At 62.3% G+C, this 24,096-nt stretch carries 23 protein-coding genes and 4 pseudogenes; 14 read left to right on the top strand and 13 right to left on the bottom strand.

The window, feature by feature from the left end; translation table 11 throughout:
* Positions 1–69: 69 nt before the first annotated feature.
* The 5 genes and pseudogenes from AC3WQZ_RS32130 to AC3WQZ_RS32110 form a co-directional block, all read left to right on the top strand.
* A pseudogene (locus AC3WQZ_RS32130) lies at positions 70–228 on the top strand (tyrosine-type recombinase/integrase); the annotation flags it as partial.
* Positions 229–543 (top strand): efflux RND transporter permease subunit, encoded by a 315-nt coding sequence (locus tag AC3WQZ_RS32125; protein WP_492301927.1) that lies wholly within the window; start codon positions 229–231, stop codon positions 541–543. It begins immediately after the preceding pseudogene.
* Positions 452–1,603, top strand: coding sequence for an MFS transporter (locus AC3WQZ_RS32120; protein WP_454750426.1), 1,152 nt, complete (start codon positions 452–454; stop codon positions 1,601–1,603). The genes AC3WQZ_RS32125 and AC3WQZ_RS32120 overlap by 92 nt, the downstream gene beginning before the upstream one ends.
* A 16-nt stretch (positions 1,604–1,619) precedes the next feature.
* Positions 1,620–1,742, top strand: coding sequence for a hypothetical protein (locus tag AC3WQZ_RS32115; RefSeq protein WP_454750427.1), 123 nt, complete (start codon positions 1,620–1,622; stop codon positions 1,740–1,742).
* A gap of 47 nt (positions 1,743–1,789) precedes the next feature.
* A pseudogene (locus AC3WQZ_RS32110) lies at positions 1,790–1,987 on the top strand (GDCCVxC domain-containing (seleno)protein).
* A 141-nt stretch (positions 1,988–2,128) separates the two neighbouring features.
* Here AC3WQZ_RS32110 and AC3WQZ_RS32105 read toward each other — a convergent pair.
* From AC3WQZ_RS32105 to AC3WQZ_RS32085, 5 genes and pseudogenes are all read right to left on the bottom strand, one after another.
* Positions 2,129–3,571: pseudogene (locus tag AC3WQZ_RS32105) on the bottom strand (efflux RND transporter permease subunit); the annotation flags it as partial.
* Complete coding sequence (locus AC3WQZ_RS32100) at positions 3,568–5,115, bottom strand: efflux RND transporter periplasmic adaptor subunit (RefSeq protein WP_454750435.1); 1,548 nt, start codon at positions 5,113–5,115, stop codon at positions 3,568–3,570. The pseudogene AC3WQZ_RS32105 and the gene AC3WQZ_RS32100, both read right to left, overlap by 4 nt.
* Entirely contained in the window at positions 5,112–6,419 is a 1,308-nt protein-coding gene (locus AC3WQZ_RS32095; RefSeq protein ID WP_454750428.1) for a TolC family protein, read from the bottom strand. Before AC3WQZ_RS32095 ends, AC3WQZ_RS32100 begins: the two co-directional genes overlap by 4 nt.
* Before the next feature lie 72 nt (positions 6,420–6,491).
* Positions 6,492–6,755, bottom strand: a complete 264-nt coding sequence (locus AC3WQZ_RS32090; RefSeq protein WP_454750429.1) for a hypothetical protein — start codon at positions 6,753–6,755, stop codon at positions 6,492–6,494.
* Between the two features lie 300 nt (positions 6,756–7,055).
* Positions 7,056–7,271, bottom strand: coding sequence for a hypothetical protein (locus tag AC3WQZ_RS32085; protein ID WP_454750430.1), 216 nt, complete (start codon positions 7,269–7,271; stop codon positions 7,056–7,058).
* A 1,139-nt stretch (positions 7,272–8,410) separates the two neighbouring features.
* Between AC3WQZ_RS32085 and AC3WQZ_RS32080 the strand changes: the two genes are divergently transcribed.
* The 6 genes from AC3WQZ_RS32080 (at position 8,411) to AC3WQZ_RS32055 (ending at position 13,378) form a co-directional block, all read left to right on the top strand.
* A complete protein-coding gene (locus AC3WQZ_RS32080; protein WP_454750431.1) occupies positions 8,411–8,851 on the top strand; it encodes a CzcE family metal-binding protein in 441 nt (146 codons plus the stop codon).
* 151 nt (positions 8,852–9,002) lie between these two features.
* Positions 9,003–9,245 carry a hypothetical protein gene (locus AC3WQZ_RS32075; RefSeq protein ID WP_454750432.1) on the top strand — a complete coding sequence of 81 codons (243 nt, stop codon included), beginning with the start codon at positions 9,003–9,005 and terminating at the stop codon, positions 9,243–9,245.
* Positions 9,246–9,612: 367 nt separating this feature from the next.
* The gene (locus AC3WQZ_RS32070; protein ID WP_492301924.1) at positions 9,613–9,894 is read left to right on the top strand and encodes a DUF2933 domain-containing protein; all 282 of its coding nucleotides are present in this window, start codon (positions 9,613–9,615) and stop codon (positions 9,892–9,894) included.
* Between the two features lie 10 nt (positions 9,895–9,904).
* Positions 9,905–12,343: a heavy metal translocating P-type ATPase gene (locus AC3WQZ_RS32065; RefSeq protein WP_492301923.1), complete on the top strand. Its 2,439-nt coding sequence runs from the start codon at positions 9,905–9,907 to the stop codon at positions 12,341–12,343.
* Positions 12,344–12,397: 54 nt separating this feature from the next.
* Positions 12,398–12,814, top strand: coding sequence for a DUF411 domain-containing protein (locus AC3WQZ_RS32060; RefSeq protein WP_454750555.1), 417 nt, complete (start codon positions 12,398–12,400; stop codon positions 12,812–12,814).
* A gap of 36 nt (positions 12,815–12,850) precedes the next feature.
* A complete protein-coding gene (locus AC3WQZ_RS32055; RefSeq protein WP_454750554.1) occupies positions 12,851–13,378 on the top strand; it encodes a c-type cytochrome in 528 nt (175 codons plus the stop codon).
* Positions 13,379–13,411: 33 nt separating this feature from the next.
* Here AC3WQZ_RS32055 and AC3WQZ_RS32050 read toward each other — a convergent pair whose 3' ends face one another.
* The 6 genes from AC3WQZ_RS32050 to AC3WQZ_RS32025 form a co-directional block, all read right to left on the bottom strand.
* The gene (locus tag AC3WQZ_RS32050) at positions 13,412–13,582 is read right to left on the bottom strand and encodes a plastocyanin/azurin family copper-binding protein (RefSeq protein ID WP_414224844.1); all 171 of its coding nucleotides are present in this window, start codon (positions 13,580–13,582) and stop codon (positions 13,412–13,414) included.
* A 153-nt stretch (positions 13,583–13,735) separates the two neighbouring features.
* Positions 13,736–13,879, bottom strand: coding sequence for a hypothetical protein (locus tag AC3WQZ_RS32045; RefSeq protein WP_454750553.1), 144 nt, complete (start codon positions 13,877–13,879; stop codon positions 13,736–13,738).
* Between the two features lie 68 nt (positions 13,880–13,947).
* Positions 13,948–14,865, bottom strand: a complete 918-nt coding sequence (gene copD, locus AC3WQZ_RS32040) for a copper homeostasis membrane protein CopD (RefSeq protein WP_454750552.1) — start codon at positions 14,863–14,865, stop codon at positions 13,948–13,950.
* A gap of 7 nt (positions 14,866–14,872) precedes the next feature.
* Positions 14,873–15,259, bottom strand: a complete 387-nt coding sequence (gene copC, locus AC3WQZ_RS32035) for a copper homeostasis periplasmic binding protein CopC (RefSeq protein WP_454750551.1) — start codon at positions 15,257–15,259, stop codon at positions 14,873–14,875.
* A gap of 35 nt (positions 15,260–15,294) precedes the next feature.
* Positions 15,295–16,440 carry a copper resistance protein B gene (locus AC3WQZ_RS32030; RefSeq protein ID WP_492301921.1) on the bottom strand — a complete coding sequence of 382 codons (1,146 nt, stop codon included), beginning with the start codon at positions 16,438–16,440 and terminating at the stop codon, positions 15,295–15,297.
* Between the two features lie 24 nt (positions 16,441–16,464).
* Complete coding sequence (locus AC3WQZ_RS32025; protein ID WP_454750549.1) at positions 16,465–18,378, bottom strand: copper resistance system multicopper oxidase; 1,914 nt, start codon at positions 18,376–18,378, stop codon at positions 16,465–16,467.
* 198 nt (positions 18,379–18,576) lie between these two features.
* On the opposite strand from AC3WQZ_RS32025, the gene AC3WQZ_RS32020 reads away from it, so the two are divergent.
* Both AC3WQZ_RS32020 and AC3WQZ_RS32015 read left to right on the top strand, forming a co-directional pair.
* Positions 18,577–19,263, top strand: coding sequence for a heavy metal response regulator transcription factor (locus AC3WQZ_RS32020; RefSeq protein ID WP_454750548.1), 687 nt, complete (start codon positions 18,577–18,579; stop codon positions 19,261–19,263).
* Entirely contained in the window at positions 19,260–20,642 is a 1,383-nt protein-coding gene (locus AC3WQZ_RS32015) for a heavy metal sensor histidine kinase (protein WP_454750547.1), read from the top strand. Before AC3WQZ_RS32020 ends, AC3WQZ_RS32015 begins: the two co-directional genes overlap by 4 nt.
* A gap of 893 nt (positions 20,643–21,535) precedes the next feature.
* On the opposite strand, the pseudogene AC3WQZ_RS32010 reads toward AC3WQZ_RS32015, so the two are convergent.
* Together AC3WQZ_RS32010 and AC3WQZ_RS32005 are read right to left on the bottom strand one after the other, a co-directional pair.
* Positions 21,536–21,784 (bottom strand): annotated as a pseudogene (locus AC3WQZ_RS32010) (MFS transporter); the annotation flags it as partial.
* Positions 21,785–22,069: 285 nt separating this feature from the next.
* Positions 22,070–23,119 (bottom strand): IS110 family RNA-guided transposase, encoded by a 1,050-nt coding sequence (locus tag AC3WQZ_RS32005; RefSeq protein WP_454750546.1) that lies wholly within the window; start codon positions 23,117–23,119, stop codon positions 22,070–22,072.
* 471 nt (positions 23,120–23,590) lie between these two features.
* Here AC3WQZ_RS32005 and AC3WQZ_RS32000 point away from each other — a divergent pair, with 471 nt between their 5' ends.
* Entirely contained in the window at positions 23,591–24,088 is a 498-nt protein-coding gene (locus AC3WQZ_RS32000) for a hypothetical protein (protein WP_492301919.1), read from the top strand.
* Positions 24,089–24,096 lie beyond the last annotated feature (8 nt).

The raw sequence follows: 24,096 nt of genomic DNA, 5'->3' as shown, positions 1-24,096 counted from the left end.
AGCTCAATCGTGTTACCCGACATAATCCGGTAGGGTATATAGTGGCGCTTATATCGCCGGGAAGATAAGCGGCACACGCATGCGACCCATGCGCTGGCGCGCGGCGCGGAATTGACGACGGTGCGGGACAATCTGCGGCACGCGTCGATTTCAACCACCTCGATCTACCTGCACGGCGACGAGGTGAAACGGGCCCGGCAGATTGGCGCGGCATTCGCCGCTTCCTGAATGCCCATGCTGGTCTCGCAAGGGATGGGCGCGGGGGTACAGCGCCCACTGGCTACGGTGGTCGTCGGCGGGTTGCTTACGTCCACCGCGCTCACCATCTTGCTGATCCCGATGTTATTTGAATGGCTTACGCTGCGCCGCGGCGGGAACCCTAACCAGGCACCAAGGAGCCACTGTGACTACCTCCACTCGCACACTGAGCCAGATTCCGTCAGGCATCTGGATGTTGGGATTCGTCAGTCTGTTGATGGATATCTCGTCGGAGATCATTCACAGCCTGCTGCCGGTCTTCATGGTGACGACGCTTGGTGCTAGCGCCTTCCACGTTGGTCTCATCGAAGGCATCGCCGAGGCGACCGCGCTGGTTGTCAAAGTGTTTTCCGGCGCGTTGAGCGACTACCTCGGCAGACGTAAAGGGCTGGCCGTCGCGGGGTACGCGCTCGGGGCACTGTCGAAGCCGCTGTTCGCGCTCGCACCCGGGGTGGGAACCGTGCTGGCGGCGCGCCTCACGGACCGGATCGGCAAGGGCGTGCGCGGGGCGCCTCGCGATGCGCTGGTGGCCGATATCGCGCCGCCTCATCTGCGTGGCGCCGCCTTCGGGCTGCGGCAATCATTGGACACCGTAGGGGCATTCCTGGGGCCTGTGATCGCCATCGGTCTGATGTATCTCTGGGCAAACGACTTCCGCGCCGTCTTCTGGGTCGCGGTGATCCCGGGCCTGCTCTCGGTGCTGCTGCTCATTGTGGGCGTGCGGGAGTCCGAACCTCATGGTGGAACGAAGCGCACCAACCCCATCAAGTGGGCGAATCTGGTGCGGCTGGGGCGTCCATACTGGCTGGTGGTCGCGATCGGAGCCATCTTTACGCTCGCCCGCTTCAGCGAGGCCTTCCTGGTGCTACGCGCCCAGCAGGTCGGCCTACCGCTCTACCTGGCACCGCTGGTCCTGGTGGCGATGAACCTCGTCTATTCACTGTCGGCCTATCCATTCGGCAAGCTGTCCGATCGCCTGCGTCACACCACGCTGCTAGCCTGGGGACTGGCCGTGCTGGTGCTCGCCGATCTCGTGCTGGCGCTGGGTACGCACTGGGCGGTCATTCTGGCAGGCGTGGCGCTATGGGGTCTGCACATGGGCATGACGCAAGGCTTGCTTGCCACGATGGTAGCCGACACGGCGCCTAGCGATCTACGAGGAACGGCGTTCGGCTTTTTCAATCTGGCAAGCGGGCTGGCCCTGCTCGTTGCCAGCGTGCTGGCGGGCCTGCTGTGGGACCGGCTGGGCGCAGCCTTCACGTTCTATGCGGGCGCAGCTTTCTGCGCCGCCACCATTGCGCTGATTCTTCTGGTCGCGCGCAGCCGGCGGCCGCGACCAGTTTGAGAGATGGCGGCGATCCATGAGACAGCCTATCCGCTTCAAACCGGATCTCACCGAACGCGAACTGGCCGAGATCTATACGCACACCGGCGAGCGAGCTGGTTTTCGTCCGGCGCAACGCCCGCTCGGACCGCCCGCCTGATCTTGCGAACGCGGGTTATCCGTCCACCGTGCAGAAGTGACACCACGATGAGCACCGCCATTCTCGAATCCGTGCTGAACCTGTCCGCATTGCGGCTTTGCCAAGCAAGAAACCATGCCCACAGACGCCTCCAGTTCTTCTAGGCCCGAGCTGCAAGGCACTGCTGCGGCGCCAACCTGGGCGACTGCTGTGTGTTCTATTCTTTCGGCTCGGTGCCATGCCCGCCCGTCCAGCAGCAGCGATGATTGTCCGCTTCTTGAGAGGCCCACAAAGGCTCGTCGGAGAGTCCTTGAGTATTCGCTCTTAATATCAAAATCCCAAGGATTTTCGATTTCATCATAACCGAAAAGCTTATGATAGCGAATTCCCGTATCTTGGCATGGGCCCGTGAAGGCGAGCGGCGAGAAGAGCCGGCCCTCCTGCGCCTCCAGCGTGAACACCGGAATGAACGACAACGTAATGATCAGCAGCGAGAAGAACAGGGCCGGCCCGACCTCGGCGGCAGATTCGCCGATCACGCGCCAGCGCTCGTGTTCGCCGAGTTCGCGCTGCGGGTTGTCGGCATGCCAGTGCTCGAGATGCTTGTGCGCGTTCTCGATCATGACCACCGCGGCATCGACCATCGCGCCGATGGCGATGGCGATCCCACCCAGCGACATGATGTTGGCATTCACGCCCTGGTAGCGCATCACCAGGAAGGCAGCCAGCACGCCCAGCGGCAGCGAGACGATGGCCACCAGCGCCGAGCGCAGGTGAAAGAGAAACACCAGGCAGACCAGCGCCACGACCGCAAATTCCTCGATCAGCTTGGTGGTGAGGTTGTCCACCGCCCGCTTGATCAGTGCCGACCGGTCGTAGGTCGTAACGATCTCGACGCCCTTGGGCAGGCTCTTCTGCAAGGTGGCGAGCTTGGCCTTGACCGCTTCAATGGTTTCCAGGGCATTCTTGCCCGAGCGCAGCACGATGATGCCGCCGGCGACTTCGCCCTGGCCATTCAGTTCGGCAATGCCACGCCGCATCTCGGGGCCGAGCTGCACGGTGGCAATGTCGCCCAGCCGTACCGGGATGCCCGCCTCACTGGTGACCAGCGGAATCTGGCGAAAGTCGTCCAGCGTTTTCAGATAACCGGTCGCCCGGACCATATACTCGGCTTCACCCAACTCCAGCACCGAGCCGCCGGTTTCCTGGTTGGCGCCCTTGAGCACTGCCAGCACCCTGGCTTGCGACAGGTTATAGGCGCGCAGCCGATCAGGCATCAGCACGATCTGGTATTGCTTGACCATCCCGCCGAGCGAGGCCACTTCGGCGACGTTGGGCAATGACTTGAGCTCGAAGCGCAGGAACCAGTCCTGCAGCGCCCGCAGCTGGCTGAGGTCATGCTGGCCGGTCTTGTCCACCAAGGCATACTCATAGATCCAGCCGACGCCGGTCGCATCGGGGCCGAGCGCGGGCTTGGCAGCTGCCGGCAGCCGCGATTGCACCTGGTTCAGGTATTCCAGCACGCGCGAGCGCGCCCAGTACAGGTCCGTCCCATCCTCGAACAGCACGTAGACAAAGGAATCGCCGAAGAACGAATAGCCGCGCACGGTCTTGGCGCCGGGCACGGACAGCATCGTCGTGGTCAGGGGATAGGTGACCTGATTTTCCACGATCTGTGGTGCTTGGCCGGGGAACGGCGTACGGATGATCACCTGCACGTCGGACAGGTCCGGCAATGCGTCGAGCGGCGTACTGCGCACGGCCCACAAGCCCCAGGCGGTAAGCATGGCAGTGGCCAGCAGCACCAGGAACCGGTTGCGGATGGAAGCAAGGATAAGCCGCGCGATCATGGCTTGGCTCCCTGCGAAGTGGCGGCGGGCTCAACCGACGACAGCGTCGCAGCGCCTTCGCTGTTCAGGTGGAAGCGGAAGCGGATGCGGTCACCAGGCTTGAATCCCTTTGGCATGCCGGAAGGCGGCGCGGCAAAGTCCATGGTCATGGCGCCCCACTGGGCCGACGGAATCGGCCCGTGGGAAATCGTCATGCCTTGCGCGCTTATTGCCTCCACACGCCCGACGCCTTCGTGCTCTGGCCCTGCGGCGGCGGCTGGTGCCGAAGCGGCCGGCGCTGCCGTCATGCGCTGCGCGGTACCGCGCAGGCTGGCTTCGGAATCGATCAGGAACTGGCCGGATACCACGACCTTCTGTCCCGCCTTGAGGCCTTCGACCACCTCGGTCTGCCCGCCAGAAGCAGCACCTGTCTTGACCTCGACCGGGCTGAAGCCGCCCTGGCCCGTTTCCACCATGGCAATCGTACGCGTCCCGGTGCGGATCAGCGACTCGGTCGGGACAAGCAGCCTGTCAGGTCCAGGTGCGGCATCGAAGCGGGCAGTCACGAACATGCCTGGCAGCAACTGACGGCCCTTGTTCTGCAGCTCGATCCGTACCTTGACAGTCCGGGTGCCTGTGTTGATGTCTGGCAGGATGGCGTCGACCTTGCCGGTCAGCGTTTGTCCGGTCAGGGCTGCCGCGACCGTGGACACGGTCTGTCCGGGCCGTAGCTGCGCGGCCTGGCTCTCCGGCACTTCGGCCAGCACCCATACCGTTGCCAGGCTGGCAATGCGAAACAGCGTCGTGCCGGGAGACACCGTCATGCCGTCACGCGCGCCGATCTCAGTGACGATGCCGTCTACCGAACTCGTAACGGTGAGCCGCGGCTGGAGCTTTCCGGTGCTCTGCACCAGGCGGATGTGGCTGTCGGTCATGCCAGCCTGCCGCATGCGGGCAATGGCTGCTTCGCGCAAGTCGCTCTGCAGGCTGCCTCCCATGCGGGCCACGGCCAGGTACTCCTCTTGCGCGGCGACCCATTCAGGCGAGTAGATCTGCGCCAGTGGCTGGCCTTTACGGACCGGATCCAGCGTCGTCCTGGCATACGCATGCTCGACGAACCCGGTCGTACGGGCCTGGAGCACTTCGATGCCGCGTTCGTTGATCGCGACATTCCCTGGAACTTCGAGTGCGGATTCCAGCCGGCCTGCTTTTACCTCTGCCGTCCGGATACCAAGGTTCTGCGTCACGCGGCTGTCGATGGTGACGGCCGCGCCGCCAGTGGCTTCCTCGTACACGGGCGACAACGCCATATCCATAAAGGGCGACTTGCCTGACTTGTCAAAGCGCTGGCCTGGCACCATCGGATCATGCCAATAGAGGATGCGCTTGCCCGTTTTGGGATCGATATCACCAGCCTTGAGGCCCGCATCACCGGGGCCGCCCGCGGACGTCGTCGTCGCGGCCGTATGCTGGCGTCCCTGTAGTTGGCCGAGGTAGTAGGCACCGCCGACGCTCGCCACCACGATGAGAGCCGTCACGGTCCGTGCAATTGTGGTCTTTTTCATGGTTGGATCCCTTGCGTCGACGTGGGTTGCGCGGCAGTCGGCAACGGCATCAGGAAGGTGAGCTCTGCCCACAGCCGGGCGGTAGCGGCCTCGAGCTTGAGGCGTTCGAGCGAGATGTTGAGCGCTTTTCGGCTGGCGTCCGCGACGGCTGTCAGGCTGCCGGCGCCGGCGCGATAGGCGGTCAGGGCGGCCTCGGTTTGCGCCTTCGCCAGTGGCAAGGTGGTATTCCGATAGCGCTCCAGGCGCGACTGGCTGAGTTGCAGTTCAGCCTGCTTGCCGCGGAGCTGGCCGATCAAGCCCCGGCGGACCGATTCGGCTTGTGCCCGTGCGGCGTTGGCCTGCGCGAGCTTGGAGGCCAACTCGCGGTCCTGGCGATTCTTCTGGTCCCAGGGCACTGGGAGCGAAACGTTCAGCGACACCATGTTCGAATAGGCGGGGCCGCGCTGGCTGTACATCAGCTCGACGCTGACGTCTGGAATCTTGCTCTCGCGCGCGACCCGGCTTTCTGCCTCTGCCACGCCAACCTGGGCCTCCGCGGCCGCGACGTCTGGCAGTTGCAGGACGCCGGCGGCATCAAGAGTCTCCAGCCACGCCGGCGCATCGAACGCGGGACGCTCGGTCAGTGGCTGCTCCGCGGCGTCGCCGACCCACCGGCGCAGCATCGCCCGGGCCGAAGCGACCGTGGCGCGGGCTTCGTCTTCGCGATCCTGCAGTTGCTGCAATTCAAGCTCGGCCGCCAGGATATCGGCGCGCGAACCGCGGTTGCCGCGATAGGCAGCCTGTGCCACATCCACCAACAGCTTGATCGACTGCGCCTGTTCGGTGAGCACGCCGTACGCGCGTTCGGCATACCAGCGGTCAAGCCATGCCGTAGCGGTGCCGCGCTGCACGGTGGCCAGCGCCACCGTGCGTTGGGCCTCGGCCGAAGACGCCTCGGCCTCGAAACGCTCGCCGCGGGCCTGGCGCTTCGCCGAGCGCGTGAATTCCTGCATCAAGCTGATCGACCGCATGGTCATTGAATCCGTGCCAAGCGAGAACCGGTCAGGGCCATTCGCCGGTACGTTGTTGACGCCGACCTTCAGGATGGGGTCCGGCAACTGCCTGCCTGCGACTGCCATCTCAATGGCTGACTGGACCGCCGACCGCGATGTCTCGGCATCGGTCGAGCGCGACGATGCGAGCGCGACCGCTTCCTGCAAGGAGAGTGCGGCCGCGGATTGCGCCCATGCCGTAGGGATGACGGCAAGCAGCGTGATGGCGAACGCCAGCCGGCGCCCGCACATGGTGGAGAAACGCAAATGCATAAAGCCTCCGCAAAGCAACGACCACCCTGAAGACTATGGCTCAGGGGACGATAGCAGGCGTTGCTTCGGAGGCTACGTTCGGAAACAGCAGTTGAGGATGGGGAGGGAGCGTGGCGGCCCGCGCGGAATCGCGTCGCGGGGAACCGCTACGCGATGTGCCAGTACTGGTACCGGGGTGGGCACCACCAGGTTGACGAGCACCGGCTGGAAAACGGGAATCTGCGGCGTTGCATGATCGGCCGACTTGGAGCCGAGCTGGCAGTGCTCCTGGCAAAGCCCGTCATGTATTCCTGGGCCGGCGTCTTCCTTGGCCATGTCGGGGCAGGCTTCGGTCATGCCGGCCATCTCCTGCGTCGCCCCCACCGAATACCGGCTGCCATCGCAGGCATACGCCGCCGCTGCCAGTTGCACTGTCAGGAAAGCGCTTAGCAGGAATACGGCAAGCCAAAGCCGACGGAGGGTGGTACGCACGTGTGATGCCCGGTTTGGCAGGAATGGTAGCAGTGTTTGGCTTCTTGCGGCACATGCCGATTGTGGCAGTTTGTCGCACATCAGGTCCGCGCTGCCGACCGTCAGCACTGTCAACGCCCCGACGGCCCGCGGACGGCCCGCGACGCGTCGGGGCAAACCGGCCTGTTACTTAGGCTGCGCCATCATTTCGCGACATGCCTTCATCATTGCCGCGTGGTCCTCCATCATCATCGGCTGGTGAGGTGTTGCTTTTTGCGCTTGGGCTTGGGCTTGCTTCGCGGCACGCGCCTTCTCAATCACACTCCAGTCGGGGCCAGCTATGGCCGCGAGGGATACGGCTGCGGTCATGGCGCCGGCCACAGTGAGCAAGATCGTCGTCATGATATTCCCCGTTGACTGCGAGCAGCATGGTGCCGTCGATGCCGGAAACGGCTGGCGGCAGTCGCTGCTGCTGGTGCGGGACAGGCGCTCACAGGCGTGGGCGCGTAAGCGCACGCCATGAACCAGCGCTGTCCGCGTTCGGATACCTCAGGAGACTATCGCTTGAGGTGGCCGCTCAAGGGGCGGCGACACAACGGAGAAATAAGGGAGTTCCGGATGAGCGAGCAGGATAGATTCCCAAAGGCTCGCAGCGCTCCCCGTCATTGCCGGCGTGACGGCGGCGGAGGCACAGGTTGCAGTGCACGTCGAGTGAACGGAGTTGCCGGACGGCGCGCCGGCGGCACAGTGGCCTAGCGTATCGCAGCCATCCCCGGTGCCAGCCCCCTCACCGCCGGTCTGGGCAGCGTACGCTTGAGCACCCGCCACGCCGAACGTGCAGCAGCGCTCCGCAGACATATAAAGGGTGCGTAACGGGAACGCCACAGCGAGCGTCACCAGCAGGATGACTCGCCAGAGTTGCTTCATATGCTCACACCCTCGTGCCAGACGTACGACCTGAAGCAGGTGCCGTCTGTCCTTGCATGCCTTCAGTATAGGAGGCGCTTATCTGTGGGGCCGGGGCGCAATCCCACTCAGCGCAGCGGCTTGCGGGCTCGCAGCAGTGCGCCACCACAAGATATGCCTCGTCCAGTTGCCGGCTGTCTTGGTCTTGGCCAGCCATGGCTTCGAGGGCGCTCAGGAGCAGATCGGCGACGACATATTGTTCTTGATCGCATGCCCGCCTGAACACTGCAAGAACATCGTCAGTCAAGGTCTGTGTAGCGGCAGTCATGACGTCACCTCCGCGCGAGAGCGTCCCGCATCCTGGTTGAGGTTCCCTTTTCGACGGACGTTGTGGTCTGTCTACCCAACTATGGACCTTCCCACAGGGGGAAGGTCAAGCAACGTCAACTGTTCCTCAGCGCGAATTCGACAGTCGGGCTTGACGCGCTTCGTGCCGTGGATGACATCGAAGACTCGACTGACAACTCTCGCTACAGCTTACCGGGATGTAATGACTGCGTAACGCCTTAGTGAGGGACGGCCTCATACCATTGGATTCAAGAGGTCAATGCCTCGAAACTTCAATGGAGTGCACCATGAAAACCAACAAGTCCTTGGCCGCCGCGCTGGTTCTTTCGGCGTTGTCCATCTCCTCTGCATGGAGCACCGACAAGTTGAAGACCAACGCCGGCGATGACGTGGCGCAGCATGTTCAGCGCCAGGCTGCAGAACCCGCTGCAGCTCCGGCAGCAGGCCAAAGCGCAACGCGTGTCGGTTCGCAGGCCGCCATTTTTGGCAGCCAGGTACCTGCGGGAACAGCCTCCCGCACAGTGGCGGTGACCCCCGGCATGAAGCACGTCAACGTTGCGTCCGGCGACACCGTGACGTTCCGGAGTGGGGGGCAGCAGGCAACGTGGAAGTTCGCTGAGTCGATTCGCGGAACGACCGTAGACCTGGGCATCCTCTTGCCGGGCATGCCGAATGCTCAAGGTGTACGCGTCTATATCGAACGTAGTCAGCTCTTTACCGGCGGCTGACCTCGGTACCCGGTCGGACCGAATCTGACCTACCCATCGTGCTACCCGAGATGACCGCTTTGTCATGTTGGTGTCACGGCTCGGTGGGGTACCGCCTTCTACACTGTGTTGGCAGGCTCATGGAGCCCATTATCGAAAAAGGAGAAGCAAAATGCGTACGTGTATATTGAAGAAGACTGCTCTTTTCGCACTGACTGTTGCAACCCTCGGCGGCGTGGCCGGCATGGCAAATGCCGGCGTGACCTCGCCGCGCGATTCCTTCACTGATGGCGCCCATGCGATGGGCACGCGCGATCCGTTCAGCGATGGCAGCCACGCGATGGGTACGCGCGACCCGTTCAGTGACGGCAGCCACGCCGTTGGAACGCGCGACACCTTTACGGACGGCGCCTGATCCACGCCTCTCACTGCAGGCGCAGCCATCCAGGTACGGACGTCTTGCAGGCATCCGACCATGGGCCGCGAAAAGAGCGGCCCACGGGACACGACTGCTTCGGCGGCGGTGTCGTCTTCCCTGATACGAAGCACAAGGCCGCAGCTCGGCTTGCGGCAGTCCCGTGCTCAGCACTTCGCCATTCCAAAGGCGCCTTCTCATTGGCGGCCAACCCATACTGGACCCAAGCGCGGTTAGCCTTTTGAGAGCAGTCCTGCCACCGGTGCACCCTCCTTGCGCTTGACCTTACAACGATGGGAACGTCTAAGCTGGCGTCATCAGGCGTGACATGGAAGTCCCGCACCTCTGATGCCCGTCATCTTGGTGTATGGAGCGTGTCATGAAAAACTGCACCCCCCAATCGTCAGCCTCCGGCAGGGCGGCCCATGGATTCATGCGTTTTCGCTACTTCTGTTGGGTTGCGGTAGCCGGCGTTGCGGCAATTGCTCTTGGCGTTCGGGACTGGAGCCACGTTGCCTCCTGGCTACCCTTTGCGCTAGTGTTGCTGTGTCCGCTGATGCATTTCTTCCATGGCAGCCACCGGGGCCACGGCAAGGCCGCAGTAACAGGCAAGTCGGATGTCTCAGTGGATGCCCGGCCCAACAACTAAGGGAGCCAGGATGAACCGGACAAGCAACGAACGCGATGCAACGGAGCCTGGCCGCCACGGCGCCGGTGCACATACCTCGGCTCAGGACCAGGCCGATCATGACCATCATCACGAGCATGCGCATCACCATGACCATGTTCATGAACAGGCTGGCACTGGCACCGGGGCGGCGGAGGCCCTCAAGGATCCGGTCTGCGGGATGAGCGTCTCGGCCGATTCCAGATTCCAGGCCGAGCATGCCGGGGCTCGTTATTATTTTTGCAGCGCGTCCTGCCAGCAGAAATTCGAGGCCGATCCGGGCAAGTACACGATCGCGTCTGAGCCGCCCTCGGCGGAGCCTGCCGCCGAGGGCACGATCTATACCTGTCCCATGCACCCGGAGATCCGCCAGGATCATCCGGGCAACTGCCCGAAGTGCGGCATGGCGCTGGAACCGTTGTTGCCGGAGCTGGATGAAGGCGAGAACCCCGAGTTGGTGGATTTTCGTCACCGCTTCTGGTGGACGCTACCGCTTACCGGTGTGGTGTTCGTACTGGCCATGTTCGGGCATCGCCTTGGCTGGATGCAGGTGTCGACCCAGAGCTGGGTCGAGCTTGCATTGGCGACGCCTGTGGTGCTGTGGGCGGGCTGGCCGTTCTTCGTGCGGTGTTTCCAGTCGATCGTCAACCGCAGTCCGAACATGTGGACGTTGATCGGAATCGGCACTGGTGCGGCCTATGTCTACAGCGCCATTGCGACCGTCATCCCAGGCGTATTTCCGCAGGCGTTCGCCGAGCATGGCCGCATCGGTGTGTACTTCGAGGCCGCGGCGGTAATCATCTCCCTCACGCTGCTGGGTCAGTTGCTTGAGCTCAGGGCCCGCTCCCAGACTTCCGCCGCCATCAAGTCGCTGCTGGGACTGGCGCCCAAGACGGCGAGGCGTATCGGTCCCGACGGAGCCGAGGAGGACGTGCCGCTCACCCATGTCCACGTGGGCGACCTGCTGCGCGTGCGGCCCGGCGAGAAGGTGCCGGTCGATGGTGTGGTAACGGAAGGCACCAGCGCGGTCGACGAATCGATGATAACCGGCGAGCCCATTCCGATCACCAAGCGCGTCGGCGACCGCGTCATCGGTGCCACGATGAACACGTCGGGCAGCCTCGTCATCCAATCCGAAAAGGTCGGCTCCCAGACCGTGCTGTCCCAGATTGTCCAGATGGTGGCGCAAGCTCAGCGGTCGAAGGCGCCGATGCAGCGGATGGCGGACAAGGTTGCCGGCGTCTTCGTCCTCGGTGTCATCGGCATTGCAGTGCTGACCTTTGTCGCGTGGGGACTTTTCGGCCCCGAGCCGAGCTGGGTGTTCGGGCTCATCAATGCCGTCGCGGTGCTGATCATCGCATGTCCGTGCGCGCTGGGTCTTGCCACGCCGATGTCCATCATGGTTGCAAGCGGCAAGGGCGCTTCGAACGGCGTGCTGTTCCGCGACGCCGCTGCGATCGAAAACCTGCGCAAGGTCGATACCCTGATTGTCGACAAGACCGGGACGCTCACCGAGGGTCGTCCTGTTTTTGAGCGCGCGATCGGCACAAATGGTTATGCCGAGGAGGAGGTGCTGCGGTTAGCCGCCAGCCTGGATCAGGGCAGCGAACATCCTCTGGCGGCCGCGATTGTTGAAGCAGCCCGTGAGCGCGGCCTGCAGTTGGAAAAGCCGGAGGGCTTCGAGTCGAGCTCCGGGATCGGGGTAAGAGGCAAACTGGGCGGCAGGAATGTCGCGATCGGAAATACTGCGCTCATGGAAACCGAAGGAGTTCCCATCGATCCGCTTGTGACGCAGGCCGATGAGCTGCGTGCGCAAGGCGCCAGCGTCATGTATCTCGCTGTCGAAGGCAAGCTTGCTGGCCTGCTCGCTGTCTCGGACCCGGTCAAGGCCACCACGCCAGAGGCGCTGGCGCATCTCAGGGAGGAAGGTATCCGTGTCGTGATGGCGACCGGCGACGGGATTGCAACGGCAAAGGCTGTGGCCGGGAAACTCGGCGTTGACGAGTTCCACGGCGAGGTGAAGCCGGCGGACAAGCTTGAACTTGTCAGCTCCCTGCAACAGGCAGGCGCGGTGGTCGCCATGGCGGGCGACGGCATCAATGATGCCCCGGCGCTGGCGAAAGCCGATGTGGGCATTGCCATGGGCACCGGCACTGATGTCGCGATGAACAGCGCTCAGGTCACGCTGGTCAAAGGGGACTTGCGCGGGATTGCCCGTGCCCGGCAACTCTCGCAAGCGACCGTTCGAAACATGAAGCAGAACCTTGGTTTTGCGTTCATTTATAACGCCTTGGGCGTTCCGCTGGCCGCAGGCGTTCTGTATCCAATGACAGGCCTGTTGTTGTCGCCGATGATTGCGGCGCTGGCGATGAGCTTGAGTTCTGCCTCGGTCATTACCAATGCGTTGCGGCTCAGGAAGGCTGTTACCTGAGGCTCGTGCCGGCAGATCCGGGCGACCCTATTCATTTCTCAGGAGTCAGATTTAATGACGAAGCTTCTTTTCACTGCGGCATTGCTGGCCATCGGCGTCACGGCGCACGCGGCCTCACCGTCTATGGTGGTGTACAAGGATCCAAATTGCGGCTGCTGCGAGGCTTGGGTCCAGCATCTGAACGGGGCCGGCATCCGCACCAAGGTCGTCAATTCGAGCGATGTCTCCGCCATCAAGGCGAAGCTGGGAGTTCCGACACAATTGAGCTCGTGCCATACCGCGGTGTTGGAAGGTACCGGCCAGATCGTGGAGGGGCACGTGCCAGCGGCAGCGGTCAGGAAACTGGCCGCGAGCTCCGCCGTGAAAGGCGTGGCAGTGCCTGGCATGCCGGCAAACTCCCCCGGCATGGGCAAGATGGACGGTAATCTTGTGACGGTTGATCTTGGCGGCAAGCCGTTCTCAAAAAACTAAGGTCGGCGAGGATCGGCCACCAGGTCAGGCGCCAACATGGAAGATTCGAGCAAGCCACGCTGGCGGATCGCCGGGCTGATTGCGCTCGGCGCGGCGGCTGCGACCGCCGTTGCACTGCATACTAAGCGGTATATCGAGGCGCCCGTTGACGCCGGGAAAGCGGGCGATGCGCGGCAGCTTCGCATTGATGCCGCCGATTTGGTACGGGTTGCGCAGGGTCGGAAGATCTACGCGCAGCAGTGTGCGGCGTGCCATGGCGCCAACCTGGAGGGCCAACCCGACTGGCGCATGCGGCTGCCCAACGGCCGGATGCCGGCGCCTCCGCATGACGCTTCGGGCCACACATGGCATCATCCCGACGCCGTGCTGTTTGCTATTACCAGGAACGGCCTGGTCTCGGGCGTTACCGCACCAGCCGGCTATCTGAGCGACATGCCAGCATTCGGACCGTCGCTATCCGATGAAGACATCATCGCAGTGCTGGCGTATATCAAGAGTACCTGGCCACAGAAAATCGCAGCCGCTCAGCGGGAGGTCACGGAACAGTACGCGGCGCGCAAGTAGGGCGCCGCCCCGGATCCGGTGAGAATTTCGCTGCTATTTGACCGTTACCTTGCCCACCATGCCTGCTTCGTAATGCCCGGGCAGCAGGCAGGCGAAATCAACGGTTCCCGGCCGATCGAACTTCCAGATCAGCACGCCTTGCTGACCCGGCGCGAGCGATACCTGGTTGGCCTCGGCATGCCGGGTCATTGGCATGTTGCGCATGCTCCCTCAATTCGCTGCTGGTCCCGATGACCATCTCGTGTTCCACCTTGCCGGTATTCCGGACAACGAAGCGCACGGTATCACCGGCCTTGACCGAGATCTTGTCAGGTGTGAAACGCATCGTGTCATGCATGGCCACCTTGACGGTGCGGGTCACCCTGGCCGGTCCCCGGGCTTGCCAGCGTTCTGGCTGGCGGTCTGACCGTGGCCGTCCCGATGGTCCCCCATGTTTCCCGCTGCGAGCGCCACCAATGGCACGATGGCCATAGCCAGCAATAGTTGCTTGGTCGGATTCATGCAGGCCTCCTTGGCAAGTTGCTGTGGTGGCCGGTTGCGAGGGGATACCCTTGCGAGATACTGGCCGATTACATCCCAGCCGGCGAAAGGACGCCGAGCGATGCCACCAGCGCCAAAATCAGCGTTGCGGCGCTGGTCTCGAACATCAGGCTGCGGCGCAACGTACGTACGGCCCCATCGTGATCGCCCGTCTTTACTGCCTGTTCGAGTTGCGGGGCGTGCCTAAAGCGGTTCGCTGCAGCCAGTGCCAGCATGGTGCCAAACAGCGTGAGCTTGACAATCAGCAGGCCGCCATACGATGTGAGAGAGAGATCGTCTGGCAGCGTCGGGCCGACGATCACCCAGTAGTTCATCGCGCCCGTGACCGTCAATGTTGCGACCATGATCGTGCCCACCTGCGCAAATCCGTTGGACGTACGGCTGAGCAAGGCGGCCGTTGCCGGTGACGACGGCCTTGACAGTATCACGAACGCGACAAGCGCGCCGACCCAGGCACCTGCGGCCATCAAATGGGCGATATCGGAGGCGAGGTGGAGATACCGCTGCCCGCCGTCACCCATGGCGCCATGCCCCGCCCACGCGAGCGTCGACAGGGCAATGCCGGCGGTGGCGGCGAGAGCGCCGAACTGGAAGCGCGGCCACCGGCGGGCAAACAACGCAAGCAGCAAGCAGAGGAGCAGGGCAACCAGCCGCACCGTCCAGGCGGCGCCGAAATCGGTGCCCGTCAGAATCATTTCGAAGACGTGGCTCTGCAGCTCTGAATACTCGGATGCGCCGGTCATGCCTTTGGCCATCACCACCATGTTCGCAAGCGACAGGACGATGCCGAGCGCTGCGATCACCGCAGTGACCGTCACATGGCGCGAGCCGATGCGCGACGACAATTCTTCGCGGCGAAGCGCGTAGAGTCCGAACAGCGGGAGCCCGAACAGCGTCGTCAGGTCGAAATAGAGTGCAAAGCGCACCGAAACGGTTACCCAGTCCATATGCGGATTACTTGACCGTGAAGGCGATATTCCCGTTGATCGGATGGGTATCGGACGACACGGCGCGCCAGTCCACGCGATAGGTGCCGGGCACCAGCGGCTGAGCCGGGGTGATGACCATGGTCTTCGGATCATCGCTGCCGGAAACCTTGGCGGCGACCTTCATCGGCGCATGGTCGGCCATGCCCGGCATGCCGGTCATGACGAGGTTGGCGCCGGAGAATTTGGTCATCAGGTCTTCTGAGAACTTCAGTTCGATCTTCTGCGGCGCAGAAACCTCGGCCTTGTCAGCCGGCGTCGACGAAACCAGCTTCGGGTGTGCGAAAGCCACGGAACTGGCCAAGGCGGCGGCGATTGCCAGCGTGGATTGCAGGAGGGAACGGGGCGCTTGCATGATGAACTCCGGATAGATGCGGGTTAAATACGCTGTTAAAACCACATGCGAACACCCGCCACGAAGCGAGTCTCGCCACTACGTCCGCCGGACGCACGAACCATGTCGGCGGTATTGCCAAAGGTCTGGTAACGCTCGACACCGATATACGGTGCGAACTGACGGCTCACCTCATAGCGCAGGCGCACGCCTACGGCGCCATTGGCCAGGCCGCTGCCGATACCGACGGCGGGGTCGTTCTTGCCGTAGAAATTGGCCTCGATCCTGGGCTGCAGGATCAGGCGTTGCGTAATCAGCAGTTCATATTCGGCCGACAGGCGCAGGGCGGTCCGACCCTCGGTACCCAGGTAGCCGGTCGCGTCCACCTCGAACCAGTACGGCGCCAGGCCTTGCACACCGAAGGCCAGCCAGTTGCGGGCAGGACGCCCGTAGCCGGCGTCGTTCCGAATACCTAGCTGCGTATCCCAATAGGTGGCAATTGCATGGCCCCACAGCAGTTCAGTCCGGGCTTCGTGGACTTTGCCTTTCTCGACCTCGCCTTCAGCCTTGATCACGAACTTGTTGTAGGTGCTGCCGAACCAGGCCTGGGCTTCATAGGCGGCGGCATTGCTGTCGCTGCCTTTGACCCATTCCAGTCGGTCCACCAGGAGGGAAGCAAACAGGTGTTCGTCCGCCATATGCAGCGATCGGGTCGGTCCAATGGCGTATTTGCCAACACCAAGTTGGTAGCCGCCCGAATAGGCGTGCGGATCGCGGGCATCCGGCGGGGCGGTTCCGCCTTGCATGTTCATGTCGCCATGGTCCATGCCCTGCATCGCGCCTTGGTCCATGGTTTGCATCGAGCCCTGGTCCATGGTTTGCACCGAGCCGTGATCCATGCCCTGCATCGAACCGTGGTCCACGCCCTGCATCGCGCCTTGGTCCATGGTTTGCATCGAGCCGTGATCCATGCCCTGCATCGAACCGTGGTCCACGCCTTGCATTGAGCCGTGGTCCATGCCTTGCATACTGCCGGCTTGGCTCGGGGACTTCGGTTGTGAGGCGGCCTTGGCCTTTTCCGTTGTACCAGAGGACGTTGACTCGGCCTGGCCGTCTGGCGTGTGGGAGTGCTGCGCCCATGCGACGCTCATGCCCGCGGAAGCGAGCACGGCGGCGACGACTGTTCTTGTGTGCTTGTACATGGCGTATGCGTATTCAGTTAGAGGTCAGGCCACCAACACTTCGCGGAACATCCCCGCATCCATGTGCATCATCAGGTGGCAATGCCACGCCCAGCGGCCGAGGGCGTCCGCGGTGACCAGGAAACTGATGCGCTGTGCCGGCTGTACCGGAATCGTGTGCCGGCGCGCCTGGAACCTGCCGTCTGGAGCCTCCAGCTCGCTCCACATCCCGTGCATATGCATGGGGTGGGTCATCATCGTGTCGTTGTGGAGGATGACGCGCAGCCGCTCGCCATGCTTGAAATAGACAGGCGTCGACTTCCCGAACTCAACGCCGTCGAATGACCAGGTGTAGCGCTCCATGTTGCCGGTCAGGTGCAGTTCCACCTCACGTCCAGGGCCACGCGCATCCAGGGGACCGCCGATGGTGTGCTGGTCGGCCAGCGTGAGTACCTTTCGGCCATTGTTGCGCAGGCCGATGCCGGCATCGGCCAGGTTGGTGCGGGCCGTGTCCACGCGCATATCCGTGCTGGCGCCGTACTCGGTCTTCGCATGTCGGGCCTTGGTGCTTGGAACCTTGAGCGAATTGTCCGCTGCCATGCCGGCCATGGTGTGCTGGCTGTGGTCCATCGGCATCGTCCCGTGGTTCATGCCGGACATGGCCATGCCCCCGTGGTTCATCCCGCCATGGTCCATCCCTTGCATGCTCATGCCACCATGATCCATGCCTTGCATAGCCATGCCCCCATGGTTCATGCCACCGTGGTTCATGGCCGCATGGTCCATGCCCCCCATATCGCCCATCATGTCCACCATGGTCAGCCACTCGACCTTGTCGAGGGCTGGAACCGGTGCACTCAGGCCTTCGCGGACGGCCAGCGTGCCGCGGGCGTAGCCCGTCCTGTCCATGGCTTGGGAGAAGATGGTGTAGGCATCGTCCCGGGGTTCCACCACCACGTCGCAGGTTTCGCCGGGACCGAATCGGAATTCGTCTACCGTGATGGGCTCGAGATCCTGTCCGTCGACCTGCACCACCTTCAGCTTCAGGCCCGGAATGCGTACGTCGTAGAACGTGTTGCCTGCCCCATTGATAAATCGTAACCGGACTTTCTCGCCGGGCTTGAACAGACCTGTCCAGTTGCCGGAGGGCGTGACGCCATTGGTCAGGAAGGTCAGCGTTGCAGCCGAGAGGTCCGCGAGGTCGGTCGGGTTCATGCGCATTTCGTTCCACATCTTCCGCTTGGCGAGTGCGCTCTTCATGCCCTCACTGGAGACGTCACGGAAGAAGTCGATGACCGTCGGCTGGTTGTAGTTGTAATAGTCGCTCTGGACTTTCAGTTTCGAGAGGACCCGCATCGGATCCTCATCGGTCCAGTCGGACAGCAATACCGTGTAGTCGCGATCGGCCTGGATCGGGTCCTTGCCTGAAGCAGGATCGATAACGATACCGCCGTATACGCCGGTCATCTCCTGGAAGCCGGAATGCGAGTGATACCAATAGCTGCCGGTCTGGCTGACCTTGAAGCGATAGGTGAAGGTCTGGCCGGGGGAGATGCCGGCGAAGCTGATGCCTGGCACGCCATCCATCTGGAACGGGAGGATGATGCCGTGCCAGTGGATCGAAGTGGGCTCGCGCAGGCGATTCGTGACCCGAATGGTCACGGTGTCGCCTTCGCGCCAGCGCAGCGTGGGACCGGGCAGCATGCCGTTGATGGTGGTTGCTACACCAGGCTTGCCGGTGAAGTTGACCGCCGATTCGGCGATCACCAGGTCGAATTCCGTCCCGCGCAGGACTGGGGCAGTGCCGTACCCGGCACGCCGAGGGGCGTCTGCCTGCGCCCAAGCGCTGCCGCCAAGGCCGGCCAATCCCGCCATCACGCCGCCTGCCGCCAGGCCTTGCACGAAACGGCGGCGCGGAAGGTTGGGCAGAACAATGCCAGACGGTCGATCGCGTCGCATGAAATGAGTCCTCGTTTGCTGGAATGGCCGCGTCGTAAGGCGGCATGTTGAGAGTAACGAGAGGGAGGCTACCGCCAACTTACCCCAACATTACATTCTGGTAAGGTTCCGGTCACTTACGCGCCGTCTGGTTAGACTAGCCGCAGGAAGAGCAGGATTGGCACGCTTGCTCGCAGTGCAAATATGGGGAGGCTCGCAATGAAGCTGCTGGTGGTAGAGGACGAGTCGAAGACCGGCGAATACCTTCGCCAGGGCTTGACCGAGGCGGGCTTCGTCGTCGATCTGGCTGCCAATGGGATCGACGGCCAGCACTTGGCAATGAATGAGTCCTACGATCTCATCATTCTCGACGTGATGCTGCCGGATGTCGATGGCTGGCGCATTCTGCAGACCATCCGTGGCGCTGAAAACGCCGTCCCGGTTTTGTTCCTGACGGCCCGCGACAGCGTGGCTGACCGCGTCAAGGGCCTTGAACTGGGCGCCGACGATTATCTAGTCAAGCCCTTTGCATTTTCCGAGTTGCTGGCCCGGGTGCGCACCTTGTTGCGTCGTGGGACCGTACAACTGGCAATGGACCGCATTCAGGTCGGAGACTTGGTGCTCGACTTGGCACGGCGGCGGGCTTCGCGCGCCGGTCGGCGGATTCCTCTGACCAGCAAGGAATTTGCCTTGCTCGAACTGCTGGCCCGCCGACGTGGGGAGGTCCTGCCGCGGTCGTTGATTGCCTCCCAGGTCTGGGACATGAATTTCGACAGCGACAGCAACGTCATCGATGTCGCCATTCGCCGTCTGCGGGCGAAGATCGATGACGATTTCGAGCCCAAGCTCATCCAGACTGTCCGCGGCATGGGATACGTACTGGAAATGCCGGAGGGCCAGGAATGAGGCAGCGTCTGTCGCTGACAATGCGGTTGACGATCCTGTTTTCAGTGTCATCCGCGGTCGTGTTGCTGGGTCTCGGGATATTGATCTGGCTGGCGATGGACCACCATTTTGCCGAAGAGGACTATGTGGTCCTGGGCGACAACATTCGCCTGATCCAGAAGATTGCCGGGGAACAACCGGTCGAAGGCCTTCCGGCCCGATTAAGGGATATGGTGGAGCACCATCCGGGATTCGTGGCGCATGTCCAGACCGCTCAGGGCCAGGCCCTGTATGGGACGGGTGGCTTTAATTTCGGGACGGCGTTCGAGGCGCTCGCCCGGCTCCGGCCGGGCGAAAACACCTTTGTCTGGCAGCAGAACGGCCAGGAGTACCGGGGGATGCGTGCGCTTGCCAGTGTTGCGGATGGAAGAGGTGGCCCCTTGACCGTCGTGGTCGCCATGGACACAGAGATCCATGCCCATTTCATGCACGCCTTTCGCAGATCCCTTGCGTTCTACATCACGCTGGCCGCGGTCGCGAGTGGCCTGTTCGGGTGGTGGGCAGCCCGGCGCGGCCTGGCGCCGTTGCGGATGATGGCCTCGCGCGCCAAAGATGTCACCGCGCACAAGCTGGACGCGCGCATGCCAGTGGAAGCCGTGCCGGTGGAAATGGCGGACCTGGCTGTAACCCTGAACGCCATGCTCGAGCGCCTGCAGGACGATTTTCGGCGGCTCTCCGAGTTTTCGTCCGATCTCGCGCATGAACTGCGCACGCCGATCACGAACCTGATGACCCAGACGCACGTCGTACTGTCCCAGCCACGCGACGCCGCAAAATACCGCGACGTGCTTGCCTCCAATGCGGAAGAGCTGCAGCGCCTGGGCCGCATGGTCTCCGACATGCTCTATCTCGCAAAGATGGAACACGGTATCACGCTGCCGAACGAGGAGGCCATCAATGTCACTGACGAGGTGCGCGCGCTGTTCGAATTCTATGACGCGCTTGCGGAAGACAAAGGGGTGCACCTGCGCCTTCGAGGCCAAGCTAGGATTGTCGGCGACCGCCTGATGGTGCGTCGGGCCCTCAGCAACCTGCTGTCGAACGCGCTGCGCTACACGCCTAAAGGCAAGGGGATTCTGGTCGAGGCTAGGGAACAACCCGGCAATGTAACTATCGTCGTGGAGAACGAGGGCGCGGAGATAAGCCCGGAACTGTTGCCGTCCATCTTTGACCGATTCTTTCGCGCCGACAAGTCAAGGACCCGAGCGGAGTCCGAGAGCGTGGGCCTGGGCCTGGCTATCACGCAGGCGATCATGGCCGCGCACGGCGGCAAGATATCGGCCGAGTCGTCTGCAGGGAAGACCCGCTTTACCCTGACGTTTCCGCTGCAGGCCAGATGATGGGGCATGTTGCCGCCGGTTTCACAAGTGCCACGCAAGGGCGGCGAATCGGGACAGGGATTTTTCGCTTGTCATCGTCGTGTAATTACTCCGTAAGGTGAATCCGCGCGGGCTGTCGATGTTGCCATTGGAACGTCGGCTGGTGAATCAGGTCTTTTCAGGGGCGCTTCCAGCTCTTGGATAAGGCAAAGCTCTTCGGGGCCGGGCGCATCGTGTTCTGGCGCGGCGGCAGTGTCTGGATCGGTCATGCGGAAGAGGAAGCCGATTTCCATGCGCATCACGCAATCCAGCGGCGGCGATCATCTCCGCTCATTACCCGCACGCCTTCGAGGCACGGGGCGAGCTCGTTGCGCTGATTTTCACCGAACCCGAATCGCGCGAAGGACGGATGCCGTTGTGAGACCGGACCACGCGGCGTGGTCCGCCCGCGGCATCTTCACCATTCCCGATCTGGCGAATTATTTTTATCCGGCATAGTGAAAATAATGCGTGCGCCTGCGGGCCGCAATGCCAGTGCGGAGCTGGATGCGCCTGTGGGCCGCAATGCCAGTGTATGATGCACTAACAATTGTGACGGGGCTGGCTCCATACGCCGCAGTGAACGCCTCTTCGCTTGCCCAGCCCAAGATGGGCAAGGCGCCGAGGGTGGCCCACACCTTGCACTGACCCAATAGAATCCCCGCCCTGCAGGACCTTCCGCGGCCGTAATCTGTTCGCGGCCTCGCAGGCAGGCCTGGTGAACAACCTAAACGACGGCATGAGCTGGGGCATCACGGATAGTGTCGACGCGGCCTTGGTCGCCCCGCCGGCTGCGATCTGCACATGCTCGCGCGTGTCGCGCACGACCAGCATCGACAACAGAGTTCCCAGCACGGCATAGCCGATGCCAAGGAGACCATTGCCGTGCCCAAGCCGAGCAGGACGCTGGCGATGAGCCACCAGACGACTTGGCCAGTAGCGGCCGTGAGCAAAAGGCCTGCGGCCTGCACCCACATGCCGGCCACGATGAGGCCCTTGCGGCCCCAGCGATCGCTGAGCGGGCCGGTAACAACCTGACAAACGCCCCACACGACCGGATAGACCGCCTTGAGAATGCCGATTCGCTCCACCCCGAGAACGAAGGACGTGAAGAATAACGGGAAGTGTTAGCTGGAATCCATGAGCAAAGAGGCCTACATGGACGCCGCCGTTTGCCAAGTAGAGAACGCTCGATTCAAACAGAATAAAAGATTGCGAACTTACATCCGGCCTTTGATCGCGGACTTCACCGCTGGCCTCTATGGAATTCGCTGACGGCAGCCCTATTTGTTTGCCGAGCTTGTTGCTCATGCCTCTTATCGGGTTGATGCCATCCCGGTCTTACCTGTTTGCCATCCTTCGTTCCTTACCTGCGCAACCTGGTGGTGTGCCTTGCTTCCCTGTCGTGATCAAGCCGCTCGGATTTGACTGCCGGTGACGGCAGGGAAATCAGAGCGGAACTCCCTGCCATGTGCCAGAATCGCCCAGACGATCCGTGCGGTCTTGTTGGCTTGGGCCACACAGGCGACATTCGCGTTTCGTCGGACCGCCAGCCGTGCCAGCCAACTACTGTGCTCCGTCCTGCGCATCGTGTGATACAACACCGCTCGTGCACCATGCACCAGCAATCGGCGTAGATAGCCATCGCCTCTTTTGCTGATGCCTTGCAGCCGTTCCTTGCCACCACTGGAATGCTGCTTTGGTACCAAGCCCAGGAAGGCCGCCAACTGTCGGCCATTCTTGAAGGTCGTGATGTTATCGCCTATCGTGGCCTCCAGCGCCGTCGCCGTAATCGGCCCAATTCCCGGCACTTTCTCCAGTCGGCGGCATATGCTCGATTGCCTGGACAACGTCCGCACCTGATTGTCGATTTCCTGTACCTGTCGATCCAGCTCTAGCAAATGCGACAGCAGTCGTTGCGCGAGATCGCGCATCAGTGTCGGTAGCTCGTTCCTCTCGTCCGCGATTATCCCTTTCACTTCCTGCATCAGCTTTGCCAGCCCTTGAGGGACAATCAAGCCAAATTCCGCCAGCAAGCCGCGCAACTGATTCGCTTGGGCGGTCCGCGTCTTGACGAACCCATCCCGGACGCAGTGTAGTGCCAGGACGGCCTGCGCTTGAGGCGTCTTGACAGCAACGAACCGCATGCTCGGTCGACTTGCTGCTTCGCAAAGAGCCGCTGCATCGGCAGCGTCATGCTTGTTGCCCTTGACGTACGGCTTTACAAATTGCGGTGCGATTAGCTTCGCCGTGTGCCCAAAGGATTCCAGCTTGCGCGCCCAGTAGTGTGCGCTGCCGCACGCTTCCATCACCACAAGGCACGGCCGCAGACGCGTAAAGAACGGCACCATCTGTTCCCGTCGCAACGTCTTGCGCAAGACAGGATTACCGCGCGCATCCACTCCGTGCACCGCAAACACGCGCTTTGCCAAGTCTACGCCGATCATCGTAATATCCATGGCGGACTCCTCGCCTCAGGTGGTTGGTCAACGCTTCCACTGTGGCACATCGATGCCGTCGGCGCAGGAGTCCGTCTTCCCCCTCCTGTCCGGGAGGCGGCGTCCATACCATTTGTTTGAGTGGCCCGATACCTCTGCTACTCATGCGGCGGTCATGCGTAGGAGTTGGAGCGAGCCAAGAGATGTCGGACACAACCTCGTTCGGTTACGAGGCCTATCTCAGGACTTTGGAATCCGACTACCTAAATGGCAGCGACGCCAGCGCAGAGCGCGCTGGCGCGCACCCTGACGCTGGATCAGCGGCAGCGCTGTCTTGGCTTTTTAGGCCTTGGCTGTCGGCAGGATGTTGTTGCCACATGCGAGATCTCTGGCGTGGAATGCCAACAGTCCATTGATTTCAATCAATATGCGGGCAAGAACGCGACGTATAGTCCATAAATGAGGGACATCTATCAATATGAGGAGTTCTATATGGTCAAGACTCGCCGCCTGCCGGCCATTTTCGCGGCCGCGATGGTGTTCGCTTGGGCGCCGGTTGCCTACTCTGCATCTCCTGCAACAGATGCCGACCACGAAAAACACCATCCTGCGGAGCAGCAAGTGAAGCCGCAGGTTGCAGCACCTCAAATCAAGAGGGACGCTGACCTCGACGCGCAAGTTGCTCACCTTCGCGCAATCAGGGAGAGACTTTCACGAGCCACTACGCCGGAAGAGCGTCAAGCCCTATTGGCTGAGCGCAATAAGGTCATGCAGGACGCGATGGCCGGCATGCACAAGGAAATGATGGGAACACGAGGCCATGGTGGGATGGCATCTGGCATGAGCAAGACCAAGAGCAAAGCCCAGTCTGCCGATATGCAAATGTGCCATGACATGATGGGGCAACACATGGCCCTCATGGAGATATGCTCGGAAGTGGTGTACGGGGGATTGAGGTGGGAGATTGAAGGCGGTGGAGGTTTCAGCTGAGAATCTGA

This window comes from Cupriavidus sp. FW305-26 (genome assembly GCF_058787975.1).
The sequence above is the reverse complement of the archived record's forward strand: the minus strand, read 5'-3'. Positions and strand labels throughout refer to the sequence as shown.